Here is a 16,871-nt window from a genome sequence, read left to right on the forward strand (position 1 = left end):
GCGCGGGCGGGCCGACCCCGCCCCCGGCGGCTTCGCCGCCGGGCCACCGGCGCACCGCCGCGCGAGGCCATCCGCCGAGGACGGGTGGGCGCGGCGCAGCCGACACACCCACCGCCAGGCCCTGACGCTTCTCGCGCCTCCGGCACGCCGCGCGGCGCAGCCGGCGCACCGCCGCAGGTGCGCGGCACGGCTGCCAGGCCAGGGCCTCAACGCACACCGCTGCGGCGGCACTCCCACCCCCGCCTTCCACCCACCGCACTGCACGCCTCCGGCGCACCGCCACACAAGCCACCCGCCGAGGGCAGGCGGGCGCGGCGCAGCCGGCGCACCGCCGCAGGTGCGCGGCACGGCCGCCAGGCCACGGCGTCAACGCGCACCGCTGCGGTGGCACTCCCGCCCCTGCCTTCCGCCCACCGCCGTACGCGCCTGCGGCGCACCGCCGCACAAGGCCACCCGCCAATGGCGGGTGAGCGCAGCGCGCGGCACGCCGGCTGCCAGGCCACCGCCGGCGCGCGGCTCCGCGCGCCTCCGGCGCGCCGCCGCGCGAGGCCGCCCGCCGGGGGCGGGTGGGTGGGCGCGCACCGCCGGCCGCCAGGCCACGACGTTCCGCGCGCCTTCGGCGCGCCCCCGCGGCGCAGCCGGCCGCCAGGCCACAACGCACCGCGCGGCCCCGCCCCAGCGGCGTGGCTTACGTCTCGCGGAGTACGCGCCGCAGGAACGGCTCCGTCGCGGCCGGGGGTTCGGCCTGGAGGACGAGGCGGTTCATGACGTGGCGGTAGGACTCGATCTCGGTCGGCTTGTCGGGGTAGACGCCGCCCGTCTGCTGCTCCAGGTAGACGACGTCCGGCAGGTCGCCGCCCGGCGGGCGGAGGATCGTGACGGGCCCACCGAGTGCCGCGTGACCGCCGGAGGCGAACGGCATGATCTGGAGGGTGACGTGCGGCAGCCGCGCCGCCTCGATGAGGTGTTCGAGCTGGGCGCGCATCACCGGCCGGCCGCCGAGCGGGCGCCGCAGCGCGGTCTCGTCGAGGACCATCCAGACCCGCGGCGGGTCCTCCCGCCGCAGCACGCCCTGGCGGGCCATCCGCAGTTCGACGCGCCGCTCCACCGCCGCCTCGTCGAGCGGTTCCGGCGCGAGCCCGACGACCGCGCGCGCGTAGTCCTCGGTCTGCAGCAGGCCGGGGACGAACTGCAGCTCGTAGCCGCGGATCACGGTGGCGGCCTGTTCGAGGCCGAGGTAGACGTTGAGCCAGCCGGGCACCACGTCGTGGAAGACGTGCCACCAGCCGGGCTGGGTGGACTGCCTGGCCAGCGCCAGCAGCGTGGCGCGCTCGGCCTCGTCGGTGACGCCGTAGAAGGTGAGCAGGTCGAGCACGTCGCGTGTCTTGAAACCGGTCCTGCCCATTTCGAGGCGGCTGATCTTGGAGTGCGAGCCACGGATCCGGCGTCCTGCCTCGCCACCCGTGATGCCGCGCTCCTCGCGCAGCCGCCGCAGCCGGCTGCCGAGGATCATCCGGGGGACAGTGGGCCCCGTCTGCCGGTAGTCGGGGACGGCGGGGGCTTTGCTCTCGTAAACACTCTCTTCGTGCTCGACGACACCCATGCCGCTCCCATCCCTGTGGCCGCGAACGGCCAACTGTACTAGGTCCGGACCGGATTGAACCCGGCGGAGGTGGCCCCCGTCGGCATGTGCACCCGGGGGCTCGCGACGGCTCCCGCACACGGTGCCGGCCGGCCGCCGGCGCGCCGGACAGGCGCCGGAGACGCGCCGGCGCACCCGGCGGGAACCGGCCATCGGCGCCGGTGCCGTTCCGGGTGGTGACGGGCGGCGGACGCCGGGCCTACCGTTGGCGTCATGACGCACAGCACCCACGCGGTGACCAACCAGCCGCCGCCGCTGACGGAGTACGACGTCTTCGCCGCGGACGCGGCCCTCGCCGAGGGCTTCGCCCGGCACGTCGCGCCCGAGGTCGCCGACGAGGCGACCGCCGAGCTGCGCGCGCTCGGCCGCGCCGCCGGCTCGGCCGAGGCGATCGAGTGGGGCGTGCGGGCCAACGCGCATCCGCCGGTGCTGCGCACCCACGACCGGTACGGCCACCGGATCGACGAAGTCGAGTTCCATCCCGACTACCACCGGCTGATGGCCACCGCGGTGGAGGCCGGCCTCACGGACGCGGTGTCGCGGCCCGCCGGGCAGCTGCGCAGGACGGCCGGGTTCCTGGTGTGGACGCAGGTGGACGCCGGCCACGGCTGCCCGGTGTCGATGACCCACGCGGCGGTGCCGGCGCTGCGCGCCGCGCCCGAGCTCGCCGCCGTCTGGGAGCCGCTGCTGACCGCCCACGCCTACGATCCCGGGCTGCGTCCGGTGGCCGGCAAGGCGGGCGCGATCGCCGGCATGGGGATGACGGAGAAGCAGGGCGGCTCCGACGTGCGGGCCAACGCCACCCGGGCGGAGCCGCTGTCCGAGCCGGGCGCCTACGCCCTGACGGGCCACAAGTGGTTCTGCTCGGCGCCGATGTCCGACGCCTTCCTGGTGCTGGCCCAGGCGCCCGGCGGCCTCACCTGTTTCCTGCTGCCGCGCGTGCTGCCGGACGGCACCCGCAACACGTTCCGGATCCAGCGGCTCAAGGAGAAGCTGGGCAACCACTCCAACGCCTCGTCCGAGGTGGAGTTCGACGGCTCGACGGTGGCGTGGCGGGTCGGTGAGGAGGGGCGCGGGGTGCCCACGATCATCGAGATGGTCGCCGCCACCCGGCTCGACTGCGTGACCGGCTCGGCCGCGATCATGCGGCAGGCGGTGGTCCAGGCCGTGCACCACGCCACGCACCGGGAGGCGTTCGGCGGGCCGCTGGTCGACCGGCCGCTGATGCGGAACGTGCTGGCCGACCTGGCCCTGGAGTCGGAGGCGGCGACGACGCTGGCGCTGCGGCTGGCCGCCGCCCACGACGCGGCGGCGGCCGGCAGCGCGCGGGACCGGCAGCTGCTGCGGATCGCGGTGCCGGCCGCCAAGTACTGGGTGACCAAGCGCTGCACGCCGCTGGTGGTGGAGGCCCTGGAGTGCCTGGGCGGGAACGGCTACGTGGAGGAGTCCGGCATGCCGCGGCTGCTGCGCGAGTCCCCGCTGAACTCGATCTGGGAGGGCTCGGGCAACATCCAGGCGCTGGACGTGCTGCGGGCGTTGCAGCGCGAGCCGCAGGCGTTGAACGCTTTCCTGACCGAGGTGGGTCAGGCCGCGGGCGCCGACCACCGGCTGGACGCCGCGATCAAGGGGGTGCTCACCGAGCTGTCGGACCTGGAGGGGATCGAGGCGCGCGCCCGCCGTCTCGTGGAGCGCCTCGCCCTGGTGCTCCAGGGCGCCCTGCTGGTCCAGCACGCGCCGCCCGCCGTGGCCGACGCGTTCTGCGCCTCCCGGCTCGGCGGCGACTGGGGCGCGGCCTTCGGGACGCTGCCCGGGTCGCTCGACCTGGGCGCGATCGTGGACCGGGCCGCTCCGCTCGGCCCCGCCTGACTGTGGTGGGATGGGCGGCATGAGCACGTCGCCCACCCCGACCCGTTCCGTCACCACCTGGTGGCTGGAGCAGACCTCGCCGAGCGACCTGGTGCCGGCGGCGCGGACGCCGGCCCCGGAGGCCGGGGTCCGGGTGGCGCGGGCCGCGGTGCCCAGCCCGGAGTTCAGCCGGTTCCTGTACACGGCGGTCGGTCAGGACGTCACGTGGACCGACCGTCTCGGCTGGGACGCGGCGCGGTGGCGGGCGTTCCTGGGGCGGCCGGGCGTGGAGACCTGGGTGGCGTACGAGCACGACACCCCGGCCGGCTTCCTGGAACTGGACCCGGGTCCCGACGGCGCGGTCGAGGTCAGCTACTTCGGCCTCCTGCCGGCGTTCCGGGGGCGCGGCCTCGGCGGGCTGCTGCTGGCCGAGGGCGTCGCCCGGGCGTGGGACCTGACGCGGCGGTGGCCCGGAGTGCCGGCCACCCGCCGGGTCTGGCTGCACACCTGCTCCAAGGACGGGCCACACGCCCTGGCCAACTACCGGCGCCGCGGCTTCCGGGTCTACGACACCACGCGCGCCGAGGAGCCGGTGGTCGCCACCCCGGGTCCGTGGCCGGGGGCGGCGGTCGACGAATCGTGACCAACCGAGCGTAACCACCCCACCACAGCGACCACATAGTGGGACGACCCCGTCCACATCGCGGATAACGGTGGACGAGGGCGTCACCGCGTGCCACGCTTCCGTCATGTCTGAAGCTGGAATAGCCCTGGTGAGTCGGCGGCACGTCGACTTCGGTCGAATGTCCAGCGCCATCTGTCCGGCCTGGTGAGAGCCGCGATCCCGGCCCGCTCCCCCTTCGCCCCACCGCTTTCCCGACGCTGATCCCCCCGCCGCCGCGCCGTCGCGGCGGTTGAGCCATGGGGTGGTTCAGTGCTGCCGCCCTGCCACCACGCAGGCCCCCTAAAGGCCCGTAGAAAGGCGCGACGCCACGATGTCCGACAGTGCCGAGAAGCCTGCCGCCCCGACCCGCCGCAAGGCCGGCCGCCACCGCGGCGAAGGCCAGTGGGCGGCCGGGCACTTCACGCCCCTGAACGGCAACGAGCAGGTCAAGAAGGACGACGACGGTCTCAACGTGCGCACCCGCATCGAGACCATCTACGCCCAGCGTGGCTTCCAGGCCATCGACGGCCAGGACCTGCGCGGCCGGATGCGCTGGTGGGGTCTCTACACGCAGCGGCGGCCCGGGATCGACGGCGGCAAGACGGCCATCCTGGAGCCGGAGGAGCTGGACGACGAGTTCTTCATGCTGCGCGTCCGCATCGACGGCGGCCGGCTGACCACCCGACAGCTGCGCGTCATCGCCGAGATCTCCCAGGAGTTCGCGCGCGGCACCGCCGACATCACCGACCGGCAGAACGTGCAGTACCACTGGATCCGCGTCGAGGACATGCCGGAGATCTGGCGCCGTCTGGAGGCCGTCGGGCTGTCCACCACCGAGGCCTGCGGCGACACCCCCCGGGTGATCGTCGGTTCCCCGGTGGCCGGGATCGCGGCCGACGAGATCATCGACGGCACGCCCGTCATCGAGGAGATCCACCGCCAGGTGGTGGGCAACAAGGCGTACTCGAACCTGCCGCGGAAGTTCAAGACCGCCGTCTCCGGGTCCCCGCTGCTCGACGTCGCCCACGAGGTCAACGACGTGGCGTTCGTCGGCGTCGTCCACCCGGAGCACGGCCCCGGCTTCGACGTCTGGGTCGGCGGCGGGCTCTCCACCAACCCGCGGATCGGCGTCCGGCTCGGCGCCTGGGTGCCGGCCGAGGAGGTCGCCGACGTCCACGAGGGGATCGTCTCCGTCTTCCGCGACTACGGCTACCGCCGGCTGCGCACCCGCGCCCGCCTCAAGTTCCTGGTCGCCGACTGGGGCGCGGAGAAGTTCCGCGAGGTGCTGGAGAAGGAGTACCTGCTGCGCCGGCTGGTCGACGGCCCTGCGCCGGCCGACCCGCCGCACGCCTGGCGCGACCACGTCGGCGTCCACCGGCAGAAGGACGGCCGCTACTACGTGGGCTTCGCGCCCACCGTCGGCCGGGTGGACGGCACCACGCTCGCCAAGATCGCCGACCTGGCCGAGGCGCACGGCTCCGGGCGGGTGAACACCACCGTCCAGCAGAAGATGCTGATCCTGGACGTCCCGGAGGAGCGGGTCGCCTCGCTGACCGAGGGCCTGGCCGCGCTCGGCCTGACCGCCGAGCCCTCCCCGTTCCGGCGCGGCACCATGGCCTGCACCGGCATCGAGTTCTGCAAGCTGGCCATCGTCGAGACCAAGGCCAGGGGCGCCTGGCTGATCGAGGAGCTGGAGCGCCGGCTGCCGGAGTTCGACGAGCCGCTGACCGTCAACATCAACGGCTGCCCCAACTCCTGCGCCCGTATCCAGATCGCGGACATCGGTCTCAAGGGGCAGCTGGTCGTGGACGAGAACGGGCAGCAGGTCGAGGGCTTCCAGGTCCACCTGGGCGGTTCGCTCGGCCTCGAACCCGGCTTCGGCCGCAAGATCCGCGGCCTGAAGGTCACCGCCGACGGTCTCGCCGACTACGTGGAGCGGGTGCTGCGGACCTACCTCGACCAGCGGGAGCCGGGCGAGCGGTTCGCGCGCTGGGTCGCCAGGGCGGACGAGGGCGCGCTGTCATGAGCGAGCGCGCGGCCCCGTTCTACTGCCCGTACTGCGGCGACGAGGACCTGCGCCCCAGCGAGGCCGGCCACGGCGCCTGGGAGTGCGCGGCGTGCAACCGGGCGTTCCGCCTGTCGTTCCTCGGCCTGCTGGCCAGCGGTCTGACGCGCGGCGACCGGGACGACCACGACGGCTGATGTAGGGCACAAGGCAGAGGAAGGGGCATCGGAACCATGACCACCGTCACCAGCACCGAGCCACCCCGCGCCGAGCGGCTGCGCGAGCTGGCCGAGCGGGCGGGCCGCGAGCTCGAGGAGGCGCCGGCCCTGGAGATCCTGCGCTGGGCCGCCGACACCTTCGGGTCCCGGTTCTGCGTCACGGCCTCCATGGCCGACGCCGTCGTGGCCCACCTGGCCGCCCGGGCCAGGCCCGGCGTCGACGTCGTGTTCCTGGACACCGGCTACCACTTCCCCGAGACCATCGGCACCAGGGACGCGGTCGCCGCCGTGCTGGACGTCAACGTCATCACCCTCACCCCCCGGCTGACCGTCGCCGAGCAGGACGCCGAGTACGGGCCGCGGCTGTACGAGCGGGACCCGGACCGCTGCTGCGCGATGCGCAAGGTCGAGGTGCTCGAGGCCGGCCTGACCGACTACGACGCCTGGGCCACCGGGCTGCGCAGAGACGAGTCGCCGACCCGCGCCAACACGCCGGTGGTCGGCTGGGACGCGCGACGCGGCAAGGTGAAGATCGCGCCGATAGCCCGCTGGACGGACGCGGATGTGGAAGCCTATGTCGCCGAGCACGGGGTGCTGACCAACCCGCTGCTGCAGGACGGCTACGCCTCCATAGGGTGCGCCCCCTGCACCCGCCGCACGCTGGCCGGCGAGGACGCCCGGGCGGGCCGCTGGGCCGGTCTGGCCAAGACCGAGTGCGGGCTGCACGGCTGATGCGGCACACCCCTCGGGCCACCGCGCCCGCCACAGCACACCCCGACGAGAGCCGCAGGAGTGGGAGATGAGCGAGTCAGCGCAGGGCGCCACCATCTGGCTCACCGGCCTGCCGAGCGCCGGCAAGACGACCATCGCCCGGGCGCTCGGCGAGCGCCTGACCGCCGAAGGACACCGGGTCGAGGTGCTGGACGGCGACGAGATCCGGGAGTTCCTCTCGGCCGGGCTCGGCTTCTCGCGCGAGGACCGGCACACCAATGTCACCCGCATCGGCTTCGTCGCCGAACTCCTCGCCTCGCACGGGGTGAAGGTGCTGGTCCCGGTGATCGCGCCGTACGCGGACAGCCGCGAGGCGGTGCGCAAGCACCACCAGGCGTCCGGCACCGGCTACCTGGAGGTGCACGTGGCCACGCCCGTCGACGTGTGCTCCGAGCGCGACGTCAAGGGCCTGTACGCGCGGCAGGCGGCCGGCGAGCTCACGGGGCTCACCGGCGTGGACGACCCCTACGAGGTGCCGGCCGCGCCCGATCTGGTGATCGCCGCGCACGAGCAGTCGGTGGCCGAGTCGGCCGGCGCGCTGCACGCGCTGCTGGGCGAGAGGGGGCTGTTGTGACGGTCCCGCTGAGCGAAGACGAGCGAGAGGAGCGGAGCATGGCGGCGTCCGCCGACCCCGGTGGTCCCTTCACGCTGTCCCACCTGGACGTGCTCGAGTCCGAGGCGGTGCACATCTTCCGGGAGGTGGCCGGGGAGTTCGAGCGCCCGGTGATCCTCTTCTCGGGCGGCAAGGACTCCATCGTCATGCTGCACCTGGCGCTCAAGGCGTTCGCGCCCGCGCCGCTGCCGTTCTCCCTGCTGCACGTGGACACCGGGCACAACTTCCCCGAGGTGATCGACTACCGGGACGAGGTGGTGGCGCGCCACGGCTTGCGGCTGCACGTCGCCCACGTCCAGGAGTTCATCGACAGCGGCCGGCTGCGGGAGCGCCCCGACGGCACCCGCAACCCGCTGCAGACCGTGCCGCTGCTCGACGCGATCGAGCACAACCGCTTCGACGCGGTCTTCGGCGGCGGCCGCCGCGACGAGGAGAAGGCCCGCGCCAAGGAGCGGGTGTTCTCGCTGCGCGACGAGTTCGGCGGCTGGGACCCGCGCCGCCAGCGCCCCGAGCTGTGGCAGCTCTACAACGGCCGGCACGCGCCCGGCGAGCACGTCCGGGTCTTCCCGCTCTCCAACTGGACCGAGCTCGACGTGTGGCAGTACATCGGCCGGGAGAAGATCGACATCCCGGCGATCTACTTCGCCCACGAGCGCGAGGTGTTCGCGCGCTCCGGCATGTGGCTGGCCCCGGGCGAGTGGGGCGGCCCGAAGGACGACGAGCCGGTGGCCACCCGCCTGGTCCGCTACCGCACCGTGGGCGACATGTCCTGCACCGGCGCGGTCGAGTCGGAGGCCGCCACCATCGAGGAGATCATCGCCGAGATCGCGGCCTCCCGGCTCACCGAGCGCGGCGCCACCCGGGCCGACGACAAGCTGTCCGAGGCCGCCATGGAGGACCGCAAGCGGGAGGGGTACTTCTGATGACGACCGCCGCCTCGCCCGCCGAGACCTCGGCCACCTCGCTGCTGCGCTTCGCCACCGCGGGCTCCGTCGACGACGGCAAGTCCACGCTGGTGGGCCGGCTGCTGCACGACTCGAAGTCGGTGCTCGCCGACCAGTTGGAGGCCGTCGAGCTGGCCTCCCGCAACCGCGGCGCCGACTCCGTCGACCTGGCGCTGCTCACCGACGGCCTGCGCGCCGAGCGCGAGCAGGGCATCACCATCGACGTCGCCTACCGCTACTTCGCGACCCCGCGCCGGCGGTTCATCCTCGCCGACACCCCGGGGCACGTGCAGTACACCCGCAACATGGTGACCGGCGCCTCCACCGCCGAGCTGGCCATCATCCTGGTGGACGCGCGGCACGGGGTGGTCGAGCAGACCCGCAGGCACGCGGCGGTCGCCGCCCTGCTGCGCGTCCCCCACGTGGTGCTGGCCGTCAACAAGATGGACCTGGTCGACTACGCCGAGCCGGTGTTCGCCCGGATCGCCGGCGAGTTCACCGCCTACGCCGACTCGCTCGGCGTCCCCGAGGTCACCGCGATCCCCATCTCGGCGCTCGCCGGCGACAACGTCGTCACGGCCTCGGCCACCATGGACTGGTACGGCGGCCCCACGGTGCTTGAGCACCTGGAGACCGTGCCGGTCACCCGCGACCCGGCCGAGGACCCGGCCCGCTTCCCCGTCCAGTACGTGATCAGGCCGCAGACGGCCGAGCACCCCGACTACCGGGGCTACGCCGGGCAGATCGCCTCCGGCGTGCTGCGGGTCGGCGAGCGGGTGCTGGTGCAGCCGTCCGGCCACTCCAGCGTGATCGAGCGGATCGACGCGCTCGGCCAGTCCGTCGACGTGGCCTGGGCGCCGATGTCGGTGACCCTGACCCTCGCCGACGACCTGGACATCTCGCGCGGCGACCTGATCGTGCCGGCGGCCGGCGCGGCCGGGGCGAGCCAGGACCTCACCGCCACCGTCTGCCACCTGCACGACCGGCCGCTGACCCCGGGCGCCCGGGTGCTGCTGAAGCACACCACCCGCACGGTCAAGGCGATCGTCAAGGAGATCCCGTCCCGGCTGACGCTGGACGACCTCTCCCAGCACCCGGCGCCCGGCCGGCTGGTGGCCAACGACATCGGCCGGGTGGTGATCCGCACGGCCGAGCCGCTGGCCGTCGACGACTACGCCGACTCCCGCGCCACCGGCTCCTTCCTGCTGATCGACCCGGCGGACGGCGCCACCCTCACCGCCGGCATGGCGGGCACCGCCTTCGCCGCCGGCGCCCCGGACCAGCCCGTGGACGAGGCGTCCGAGGGGTGGGACTTCTGACGATGCGGATCACGGGAGAGGTCTTCTCGACCTTCGCGAAGGAGGGCGGCCGCGTCGGCAGCGGCGCGCTCGGCGCGGGGCACGGCGGGATCGGGCGATGTGCGGGCTGAACCCCGCCCGTTGACCCCGTTCCCGACCCCTGCCTGCCTTGAGAGGACCCGTCCATGACCGCCATCCGTTCCTCCCGCCGGAGAGCCGCCCGCCGCGGCCGCCGTACGCTGACCGCCGCCGCGGCGCTCCCGCTGCTGCTCCTGGCCGCCTGCGGCTACGGCTCGGACTCCGAGGACGACGCCGGCCCGTCGAACCCGTCGTCGGACGAGTCGAGCGCCGAGGCCTTGTCGGCCGACGAGGTGACCATCGGCTACTTCGCCAACATCACCCACGCCACCGCCGTGGTCGGCCTCCAGGAGGACGGCGGCCTGATCCGCCAGGAGCTGGGCGGCACCGACGTCTCCACCCAGATCTTCAACGCCGGCCCCTCCGCCATCGAGGCCCTCAACGCCGGCGAGGTCGACGTCACCTTCATCGGCCCCAACCCGGCCATCAACGGCTGGGCCCAGTCCGGCGGGCAGAGCCTGCGGATCGTGTCCGGCGCGGCCTCCGGCGGCGCCTCGCTGGTGGTGAACCCGGACACCGTCTCGTCCCTCGACGACCTGGCCGGCGCCCGGATCGCCACCCCGCAGCTCGGCAACACCCAGGACGTGGCGCTGCTCAACTACCTGGCGGACAACGGCTACGAGGTCGACCCGCAGTCCGGCCGCGGCGACGTCGAGGTGGCCCGCATCCCCAACGCGGAGATCCCGGCCGCCTTCGACAGCGGGGACATCGACGGCGCCTGGGTGCCCGAGCCCACCGCGGCCAACCTGGTGAACCGCGGCGCCGAGACCCTGCTCGACGAGGGCGAGCTGTGGGACGACGGACGCTACGTCGTCACCCATGTCATCGCCCGCCAGGACTTCCTGGCGGACCACCCGGACGTGGTCGAGGCCATCGTGCGGGGCGTGGTGGAGACCAACGCCTGGATCAACGACAACCCGGACGAGGCCAAGGCCGACTTCAACGCCGGCCTCGCCGCGCTGCCGGGCGGCAGCGAGCTGCCGGCCGAGGTGCTCGACCCGGCCTGGGAGAACGTCGAGTTCCTCGACGACCCGCTGGCCGGGACGCTCCAGCTCGGCGCCGAGCACGCGGTGACGGCGGGTCTCCTGGAGGAGACCGACCTCGGCGGCATCTACGACCTGTCCATCCTCAACCGGGTGCTCGCCGACGCGGGGCAGCCGGAGGTCGACGACGCCGGCCTCGGCGTGGACGACTGACGCGCCCGAGAGTCCCGTGACCACAGCCCTCAGGAGGTGACAACCATGGCCCTCACCACCACCGGCAAGCCCGAAGCGCTCGATGCCAAGGCGACCGAGTACGCCGTGCGTCTCGACCATGTCTCGAAGTCCTTCGGCCGGCCCGGCCGGCAGCAGCTGGTGCTCGACGACATCAGCCTCGACGTCGCGCCCGGGGAGTTCGTCACCCTGCTGGGGGCCTCGGGCTGCGGCAAGTCGACCCTGCTCAATCTGACCGCCGGGCTCGACGCGGCCTCCGAGGGCCGGATCTCGGTCCCCGGCGGCCGCCCGGCCCTGATGTTCCAGGAGCACGCGCTCTTCCCGTGGCTGACCGCGGGCCGGAACGTGGAGCTGGCGCTGCGGCTGCGCGGCGTGCAGAAGAACGAGCGGCGCGCCGAGGCCGAGCGGCTGCTCGCCCTGGTCCGGCTCCAGGGCTCGTACGACAAGCGGGTGCACGAGCTCTCCGGCGGCATGCGGCAGCGGGTGGCGCTGGCCAGGGCGCTCGCCCAGGACAGCCAGCTGCTGCTGATGGACGAGCCGTTCGCGGCGCTCGACGCCATCACCAGGGACGTGCTGCACGAGGAGCTGACCCGGATCTGGACCGAGACCGGCGTCTCGATCCTGTTCGTCACCCACAACGTGCGCGAGGCGGTGCGGCTCGCGCAGCGGGTCGTGCTGCTGTCCTCGCGCCCGGGCCGGATCGCGCACGAGTGGCGGGTGGAGATCCCCCAGCCGCGCCGCATCGAGGACGCCGAGGTGTCGGCGCTCTCCGTGGAGATCACCGAACGGCTCAGGGAGGAGATCCGCCGTCATGGCCAACAGTGACACGACGCCGCGCCCGACGGCCGGCGCCTCGGACCTCGCCGGCCTGGAGGCCGGCCTCGACGCGCTGGACACCGTGCCGGTGCAGGACCGGCCGTCGATCGGCCGGGTGGCGCTCGCCAAGGTGGTGCCGCCGCTGGTGGCCGTCCTGCTGGTGCTGGCCGTCTGGCAGGCCGTCTACTGGGCGGAGATCCAGCCCGACTACCTGATGCCGAGCCCCGCCGACGTGTGGGGCGAGTACGACGAGATGTGGCGGCAGGGCACCCTGTTCGAGTACATCTGGACCAGCGTCTCGCGCGGCCTGCTCGGCTTCCTGGTCGCCATCGCCATCGGCACCCCGCTGGGGCTGCTCGTCGCCCGCGTGAAGCTGGTGCGGGCGGCGATCGGGCCGGTGCTGACCGGCCTCCAGTCGCTGCCCTCGGTGGCCTGGGTGCCGGCGGCGATCATCTGGTTCGGCCTCTCCAACGGCACCATCTACGCGGTGGTGCTGCTGGGCGCGGTGCCGTCCATCGCCAACGGCATCGTGGCCGGCGTCGACCAGATCCCGCCGCTGTACCTGCGGGTCGGCCGGACGCTCGGCGCCCGGGGCCTCACCAGCGTGCGGCACGTACTGCTGCCGGCGGCGCTGCCCGGCTACCTGGCGGGCCTCAAGCAGGGCTGGGCCTTCTCCTGGCGCTCGCTGATGGCGGCCGAGCTGATCGTGCAGACCCCGAGCCTGGGCACCGGTCTCGGCCAGCTGATGGAGGGCTACCGCACGATGCAGAACATGTCGGGGGTGCTCGCCACGATCATCCTGATCCTGATCGTCGGCGTCGCCATCGACCTGCTGTTCTTCTCCCCGCTGGAGCGCCGCGTGCTGCGCGGCCGCGGCCTGCTGGTCCGCTCCTCGTGACCACGCCGCCGCCCCCGCCCCTGCTGGTCGTCGCGCACGGCAGCCGCGACCGCCGGCACGCCGCGACCGTGTCCGCGCTGGCCGCGCGGGCCCGGGCGCTGGCGCCCGGGAGGCGGGTGGCGGTGGGCTACCTCGACTTCGACGCGCCGAGCGTGGACCGGGCGCTGACCGAGCTGTACGCCACCGGCGCCCGGCGGGTGGTGGCGGTCCCGCTGCTGCTGGCCAGGGCCTTCCACGCCAAGGCCGACATCCCGGCCGTGCTGCGGGCCTCCGCCGCCCGGCTGCCCGGGCTGACGATCCGGCGGGCCGACGTGCTCGGCCCCGACCCGCTGCTGCTCGCCGCCCTCGAACGGCGGCTCGCCCAGGCCGGCGTCGGCCGGGCCGACCGGGCCGAGACCGGCGTGGTGTTGGCGTCGGCCGGCTCCTCTGACCCGGAGGCGATCGCGGTGTTCGCGACAGCCGCGCGGGAGTGGCGGCGCGCCGCTGGATGGTGCGCCGTGCGGCCCGCGTTCGCCTCCGGCTCGCGGCCCACCACGGCGGACGCCGTCCGCGCGTTGCGCGCGGACGGCGTCCGCCGGGTGGCCGTGGCTTCCTGTGTGATCGCTCCGGGACGGCTGCCGGACCGGATACTGGCCGGCGCCCGCGAGGCGGGCGCCGACGCGGTGGCCGCGCCGCTGGGCGCGGCGCCCGAGCTGGCCGAACTGCTGTGGCGGCGCTACGCGCCGGCCGGCGGGGCGGAACTGGCCACCGCCGGCCGCGCGCCGTCCTACGGGACGTACTTGTAGCCCACCCGGCGCACCGTGACGATGCGTTCCCGGTAGGCCGCCCCCAGCTTGCGGCGCAGCCGCGCCACGTGCACGTCCACCGTGCGCTGGTCGCCGACCGGGCCGTAGCCCCAGATGGTGGTCACCAGCTGCTCCCTGGTGTACACCCGGTGCGGGTGCCCGGCCAGGTGGGCGAGCAGCTCGAACTCCAGGTAGGTCAGCCGCAGCAGTTCGCCGTCCACCCGGACGGTGCGCTCCTCGGTGTCCACCACGATGCCCTGGCCGGCCGGCGCCGGCGCGGCCGCGGGGGGCGCCGGGGCCACCGTGGGCGTCGCGCCCCGCGCGGACAACAGCTCTGACAACTGGGCCGGTTGGGTGCCGGCCGGGGCCAGCACCAGGTAGCCGACCAGGGGCACGGTGCCGGTCGTGGCCTCCGGGACCAGCGCCACGGTCACGTCGGACAGGTTCGCCACGTCGGACAGGTCGGTGAGATCCGGGAGGGCGGTGAGATGCCGCATCTTCGGCTCCCTTTCGTGTGGGATGCGCCTTGGGATCCTCGTGGGATCGGTCAGGCAGCGGCGGCTGGGGTGTAGTGCGCGGCGTCGTCGCCCTCGACGACCCGGCTGTGCTCTCCGTCCACGCCGACCGGCGCGTCACCGGCCACCGTCACGCGGTGCAGCAGGCGCGGCAGGTCGCCGTAGTCGTCGGGCGCGTAGTGCTGGGTGATGCGGTTGTCGAAGAGCACCAGGTCGCCCGGTGCCCACTGCCAGCGCACCACGTTCTCCGGGCGGGTCACGTAGGACTGCAGGATGCGCAGGATGTCGCGGGACTCGTCGGGCCCGAGCCCGACCAGGCGCTGCGCGAAGCCGCCGATGAACAGGCCGCGTTCGCCGGTCTCCGGGTGCACCCTGACCACCGGGTGGGCGGTCCGGTACTTCCGGGAGACGAACTGCCTGCGGTGCTCGGCCGCCCTGGCCGTCTTCGGCTCCGCGTAGTCGTGGTCGTTGGTGTGTACCGCCCACAGCCGGTCGGCCAGGGCGCGCAGCGGCTCCGGCAGATCCTGGTAGGCGGTGGCCGCGTTGGCGATCAGGGTGTTGCCGCCGTAGGGCGGGACGACGAGGCTGCGCAGCGTCGTCGCCTTGGGCGGGGTGCGGACGAAGGTGACGTCGGTGTGCCACCGGTTGGAGCGGATGCCCTCCTCGCCGTTGACCGCCAGCACGTTGGGCTGGCCGTCCGCCGCGGGGACGGTGGGGTGCGCGGTGGTCAACTCGCCGAAGCGCGAGGCGAACCCGAGCTGGGCCGCGTCGTCGAGGCGCTGGCCCCTGAAGAAGAGCGCCTTGTGCTCCAGGAGCGCGGAGTTGATCTCGGAGACGACGGCGGGATCGAGATCGCCGGCGAGGTCCACGCCGATGATCTCGGCGCCGATACGCCCGCCGATCCGACGGACGTCGAAGCCGGTCGTGGTCATTGCTGATCGCTGCCCTTCGTTGATCTGCTGTTGCCGATCTCGTTTTGAGGCAGCCGAGAAAACGCTCTCGCGGGCGCGGGCCGATTACGCCGATAACGGCTGAATACCGACCGGGGAAAAGTGAGGAAATGCACGGAACCGTGCGGAGGGGTGTGACAAGCGCGAGAGAGCGTCGGTCGGCTGGGCTCAGCGACCGACGGCACAGATGGCGCTGGCCTGCCGCCGGAGATCGACGTGCAGCCGCGCGACAAGAACGTCAGCTTGACTCACGGTAGGTGAGCATGCCAGCGCGATCGGGCAGCCGTCAAGATATTTCCCGCCGGTCTCGAATACTGGAACACATTCCCCGGCGCCCGGTAAAGGACCGCACCGGCTCCGCTTGACCGTGAGGGTCGGGCACTGTCAATCTGTACCCCATGCCGACCAGTAAGCGCTTCTTTTCACGATGGCACGTGGACCTCGTCCGCGTGGCCAGCGCGCTGTGTCGCGGCGACCGTCCGAGCTAGACGGTCGCGCCCGGTGTTGTGCCGTGGGCGCGGCTTCCCCCGCCGAACGCCCACCCGCACCACCGGAAAGAGGACCCCCACATGACCGCGCCCGTCGTCGCGCCCCGCACCCCCAGCGAACTCGCCGACACCGTACGGTGGTTCGCCGCCCGCCCGGAACTGTGGCGGCCGCGGGTCCGGTTCACCACCCCGGAGCGCTTCTACCTGCGTCTGGAACGCACCGCGGAGCACGAGGTCTGGCTGCTCACCTGGCTGCCGGGCCAGGGCACCGAGATCCACGACCACGGCGGCTCCTCCGGCTCCTTCGGCGTGGTGGACGGCACGCTCACCGAGGACACCTTCGGCCCCACCGGCACCGCACGGTCGCTGAACCCCGGCGAGTCCCGCGCCTTCGGCCCACGCCACATCCACCGGGTCACCAACCGGGGAACGCTGCCGGCCGTCAGCATCCACGCCTACGCGCCGGCCCTGACCATCCAGAACTACTACGAGGCGGACCCGGCAGGCCGGCTGCGGCTGCTGCGGACCGACGCCGTGGAGGAGTGAACCGATGAGCACCGTGGGCATCGACGGCCACCTGGCCGCCGCGCGAGCGACGCTGGACCGGCTGACCCCGGCCGAGGCCCACGCCGAGTGGCTGGCCGGCGCGGTGCTGGTGGACACCAGACCCGAGTTCCAACGCGCGGCGAGCGGCACGATCCCGGGCGCGCTGCTGATCGAACGCAACCACCTGGAGTGGCGCTGCGACCCGTCGAGCGGCGCGTCGGTCCCGGAGGCGGTGGACCGTGACGTGCGGTGGATCGTCTTCTGCGACGAGGGCTACGCCTCCTCCCTGGCGGCGGCCTCCCTCCGGGCGGTCGGCCTCCCCCGAGCGACGGACCTGGCCGGCGGCTTCCAGGCCTGGCGCCGAGCGGGCCTCCCGACGACCCCGCCGGCCTGACACCACGCACCGCGCGGGGGTGACGGCTGCGCCGCCGAGCGTCCGGCGCTTCGCGCCGGAGTTTCCCCCACCCACCCACCCGCCCGTTCCGGCGCATAGCGCCAGGGGCGGGTGGGTGGGTGGGGGA

General features: G+C 73.8%; 19 protein-coding genes. 15 read left to right on the plus strand and 4 right to left on the minus strand.

What is annotated here, in order from left to right:
- Window positions 1-688: 688 nt before the first annotated feature.
- Window positions 689-1,603 (minus strand): helix-turn-helix domain-containing protein, encoded by a 915-nt coding sequence (locus tag RNC47_RS33495; RefSeq protein ID WP_311604340.1) that lies wholly within the window; start codon window positions 1,601-1,603, stop codon window positions 689-691.
- Window positions 1,604-1,855: 252 nt separating this feature from the next.
- Between RNC47_RS33495 and RNC47_RS33500 the strand changes: the two genes are divergently transcribed.
- The 12 genes from RNC47_RS33500 (at window position 1,856) to RNC47_RS33555 (ending at window position 13,851) form a co-directional block, all read left to right on the plus strand.
- Window positions 1,856-3,508 carry an acyl-CoA dehydrogenase family protein gene (locus RNC47_RS33500; RefSeq protein ID WP_311604341.1) on the plus strand — a complete coding sequence of 551 codons (1,653 nt, stop codon included), beginning with the start codon at window positions 1,856-1,858 and terminating at the stop codon, window positions 3,506-3,508.
- A gap of 19 nt (window positions 3,509-3,527) precedes the next feature.
- Window positions 3,528-4,130, plus strand: a complete 603-nt coding sequence (locus RNC47_RS33505; RefSeq protein ID WP_311604343.1) for a GNAT family N-acetyltransferase — start codon at window positions 3,528-3,530, stop codon at window positions 4,128-4,130.
- 352 nt (window positions 4,131-4,482) lie between these two features.
- Complete coding sequence (locus RNC47_RS33510; protein WP_311604345.1) at window positions 4,483-6,177, plus strand: nitrite/sulfite reductase; 1,695 nt, start codon at window positions 4,483-4,485, stop codon at window positions 6,175-6,177.
- Window positions 6,174-6,353: a hypothetical protein gene (locus RNC47_RS33515; RefSeq protein WP_311604347.1), complete on the plus strand. Its 180-nt coding sequence runs from the start codon at window positions 6,174-6,176 to the stop codon at window positions 6,351-6,353. The genes RNC47_RS33510 and RNC47_RS33515 overlap by 4 nt, the downstream gene beginning before the upstream one ends.
- 36 nt (window positions 6,354-6,389) lie before the next feature.
- Window positions 6,390-7,106 (plus strand): phosphoadenylyl-sulfate reductase, encoded by a 717-nt coding sequence (locus RNC47_RS33520; RefSeq protein WP_311604349.1) that lies wholly within the window; start codon window positions 6,390-6,392, stop codon window positions 7,104-7,106.
- 67 nt (window positions 7,107-7,173) lie between these two features.
- The gene (gene cysC / locus RNC47_RS33525; RefSeq protein WP_311604350.1) at window positions 7,174-7,719 is read left to right on the plus strand and encodes an adenylyl-sulfate kinase; all 546 of its coding nucleotides are present in this window, start codon (window positions 7,174-7,176) and stop codon (window positions 7,717-7,719) included.
- A gap of 38 nt (window positions 7,720-7,757) precedes the next feature.
- Window positions 7,758-8,681, plus strand: coding sequence for a sulfate adenylyltransferase subunit CysD (cysD, locus tag RNC47_RS33530; RefSeq protein ID WP_311604352.1), 924 nt, complete (start codon window positions 7,758-7,760; stop codon window positions 8,679-8,681).
- Complete coding sequence (locus RNC47_RS33535) at window positions 8,681-10,021, plus strand: sulfate adenylyltransferase subunit 1 (RefSeq protein WP_311604354.1); 1,341 nt, start codon at window positions 8,681-8,683, stop codon at window positions 10,019-10,021. The genes cysD and RNC47_RS33535 overlap by 1 nt, the downstream gene beginning before the upstream one ends.
- A gap of 164 nt (window positions 10,022-10,185) precedes the next feature.
- The gene (locus tag RNC47_RS33540; RefSeq protein ID WP_311604355.1) at window positions 10,186-11,334 is read left to right on the plus strand and encodes an ABC transporter substrate-binding protein; all 1,149 of its coding nucleotides are present in this window, start codon (window positions 10,186-10,188) and stop codon (window positions 11,332-11,334) included.
- A gap of 36 nt (window positions 11,335-11,370) precedes the next feature.
- Complete coding sequence (locus RNC47_RS33545; protein WP_394814940.1) at window positions 11,371-12,177, plus strand: ABC transporter ATP-binding protein; 807 nt, start codon at window positions 11,371-11,373, stop codon at window positions 12,175-12,177.
- The gene (locus RNC47_RS33550; protein WP_311604357.1) at window positions 12,164-13,066 is read left to right on the plus strand and encodes an ABC transporter permease; all 903 of its coding nucleotides are present in this window, start codon (window positions 12,164-12,166) and stop codon (window positions 13,064-13,066) included. The genes RNC47_RS33545 and RNC47_RS33550 overlap by 14 nt, the downstream gene beginning before the upstream one ends.
- On the plus strand, window positions 13,063-13,851 hold the full coding sequence (locus tag RNC47_RS33555) for a sirohydrochlorin chelatase (protein ID WP_311604358.1): 789 nt from the start codon (window positions 13,063-13,065) through the stop codon (window positions 13,849-13,851). The genes RNC47_RS33550 and RNC47_RS33555 overlap by 4 nt, the downstream gene beginning before the upstream one ends.
- On the opposite strand, the gene RNC47_RS33560 is transcribed toward RNC47_RS33555, so the two are convergent.
- The 3 genes from RNC47_RS33560 to RNC47_RS37715 all read right to left on the minus strand — a co-directional run bounded on the left by RNC47_RS33560 (window position 13,833) and on the right by RNC47_RS37715 (window position 15,568).
- Window positions 13,833-14,348, minus strand: coding sequence for a winged helix-turn-helix domain-containing protein (locus RNC47_RS33560; RefSeq protein WP_311604360.1), 516 nt, complete (start codon window positions 14,346-14,348; stop codon window positions 13,833-13,835). The two genes, RNC47_RS33555 and RNC47_RS33560, sit on opposite strands and share 19 nt — an antisense overlap.
- Window positions 14,349-14,398: 50 nt before the next feature.
- Window positions 14,399-15,298 (minus strand): TauD/TfdA dioxygenase family protein, encoded by a 900-nt coding sequence (locus RNC47_RS33565; RefSeq protein WP_311604362.1) that lies wholly within the window; start codon window positions 15,296-15,298, stop codon window positions 14,399-14,401.
- Between the two features lie 186 nt (window positions 15,299-15,484).
- Entirely contained in the window at window positions 15,485-15,568 is an 84-nt protein-coding gene (locus RNC47_RS37715) for a putative leader peptide (RefSeq protein ID WP_394814941.1), read from the minus strand.
- A 146-nt stretch (window positions 15,569-15,714) separates the two neighbouring features.
- Between RNC47_RS37715 and RNC47_RS37720 the strand changes: the two genes are divergently transcribed.
- From RNC47_RS37720 to RNC47_RS33575, 3 genes are all read left to right on the plus strand, one after another.
- On the plus strand, window positions 15,715-15,804 hold the full coding sequence (locus tag RNC47_RS37720) for a putative leader peptide (RefSeq protein WP_387098743.1): 90 nt from the start codon (window positions 15,715-15,717) through the stop codon (window positions 15,802-15,804).
- Window positions 15,805-15,885: 81 nt separating this feature from the next.
- Complete coding sequence (locus tag RNC47_RS33570) at window positions 15,886-16,350, plus strand: cysteine dioxygenase (RefSeq protein WP_311604364.1); 465 nt, start codon at window positions 15,886-15,888, stop codon at window positions 16,348-16,350.
- 4 nt (window positions 16,351-16,354) lie between these two features.
- Entirely contained in the window at window positions 16,355-16,744 is a 390-nt protein-coding gene (locus RNC47_RS33575) for a rhodanese-like domain-containing protein (protein WP_311604365.1), read from the plus strand.
- Window positions 16,745-16,871: the final 127 nt, after the last annotated feature.

It is taken from the genome of Streptomyces millisiae (genome assembly GCF_031845425.1).
Classification (GTDB): Bacteria; Actinomycetota; Actinomycetes; order Streptomycetales; family Streptomycetaceae; genus Streptomyces; species Streptomyces millisiae.

Excerpts from the sequence above, each read along its gene's own strand:
- RNC47_RS33495 (WP_311604340.1), bottom strand. The coding sequence starts at position 1,603 with ATGGGTGTCGTCGAGCACGAAGAGAGTGTTTACGAGAGCAAAGCCCCC.
- RNC47_RS33500 (WP_311604341.1), top strand. The coding sequence starts at position 1,856 with ATGACGCACAGCACCCACGCGGTGACCAACCAGCCGCCGCCGCTGACG.
- RNC47_RS33505 (WP_311604343.1), top strand. The coding sequence starts at position 3,528 with ATGAGCACGTCGCCCACCCCGACCCGTTCCGTCACCACCTGGTGGCTG.
- RNC47_RS33510 (WP_311604345.1), top strand. The coding sequence starts at position 4,483 with ATGTCCGACAGTGCCGAGAAGCCTGCCGCCCCGACCCGCCGCAAGGCC.
- RNC47_RS33515 (WP_311604347.1), top strand. The coding sequence starts at position 6,174 with ATGAGCGAGCGCGCGGCCCCGTTCTACTGCCCGTACTGCGGCGACGAG.
- RNC47_RS33520 (WP_311604349.1), top strand. The coding sequence starts at position 6,390 with ATGACCACCGTCACCAGCACCGAGCCACCCCGCGCCGAGCGGCTGCGC.
- cysC (WP_311604350.1), top strand. The coding sequence starts at position 7,174 with ATGAGCGAGTCAGCGCAGGGCGCCACCATCTGGCTCACCGGCCTGCCG.
- cysD (WP_311604352.1), top strand. The coding sequence starts at position 7,758 with ATGGCGGCGTCCGCCGACCCCGGTGGTCCCTTCACGCTGTCCCACCTG.
- RNC47_RS33535 (WP_311604354.1), top strand. The coding sequence starts at position 8,681 with ATGACGACCGCCGCCTCGCCCGCCGAGACCTCGGCCACCTCGCTGCTG.
- RNC47_RS33540 (WP_311604355.1), top strand. The coding sequence starts at position 10,186 with ATGACCGCCATCCGTTCCTCCCGCCGGAGAGCCGCCCGCCGCGGCCGC.
- RNC47_RS33550 (WP_311604357.1), top strand. The coding sequence starts at position 12,164 with ATGGCCAACAGTGACACGACGCCGCGCCCGACGGCCGGCGCCTCGGAC.
- RNC47_RS33560 (WP_311604360.1), bottom strand. The coding sequence starts at position 14,348 with ATGCGGCATCTCACCGCCCTCCCGGATCTCACCGACCTGTCCGACGTG.
- RNC47_RS33565 (WP_311604362.1), bottom strand. The coding sequence starts at position 15,298 with ATGACCACGACCGGCTTCGACGTCCGTCGGATCGGCGGGCGTATCGGC.
- RNC47_RS37720 (WP_387098743.1), top strand. The coding sequence starts at position 15,715 with ATGCCGACCAGTAAGCGCTTCTTTTCACGATGGCACGTGGACCTCGTC.
- RNC47_RS33570 (WP_311604364.1), top strand. The coding sequence starts at position 15,886 with ATGACCGCGCCCGTCGTCGCGCCCCGCACCCCCAGCGAACTCGCCGAC.
- RNC47_RS33575 (WP_311604365.1), top strand. The coding sequence starts at position 16,355 with ATGAGCACCGTGGGCATCGACGGCCACCTGGCCGCCGCGCGAGCGACG.